Raw genomic sequence first — 258 nt, 5'->3', positions numbered from 1 at the left:
AACGCAGTTCATAAAAAAACAAACGAAAGCAGTTCATATCGTTGTCGATGAATCAGGACAATGGAGAGATCCAGCTCTTGTTGCGACAGAAGTTGTGCAAGCAAGTGACATTGAATTCTGCAAGGCAGTAATAGAAAAAATGCCAGTTATGAAGAAGAATGATTGGTTCGTAATGTGGCAACATATAAACGAAAAAACGAAGGAAACGCTTCGTGAAATGGAAACATATGAAACTGCATTTGAAGGAAAGGTTATTAC

The 258-nt window shown here is 37.6% G+C and carries 1 pseudogene; it reads left to right on the top strand.

The window, feature by feature from the left end:
- Positions 1-258, top strand: a pseudogene (locus SB717_RS37455) (2-succinyl-5-enolpyruvyl-6-hydroxy-3-cyclohexene-1-carboxylic-acid synthase); the annotation flags it as partial.

Source organism: Priestia sp. SIMBA_032 (genome assembly GCF_046535215.1).
Taxonomy (GTDB): Bacteria; Bacillota; Bacilli; order Bacillales; family Bacillaceae_H; genus Priestia; species Priestia aryabhattai.
The sequence above is the reverse complement of the archived record's forward strand: the minus strand, read 5'-3'. Positions and strand labels throughout refer to the sequence as shown.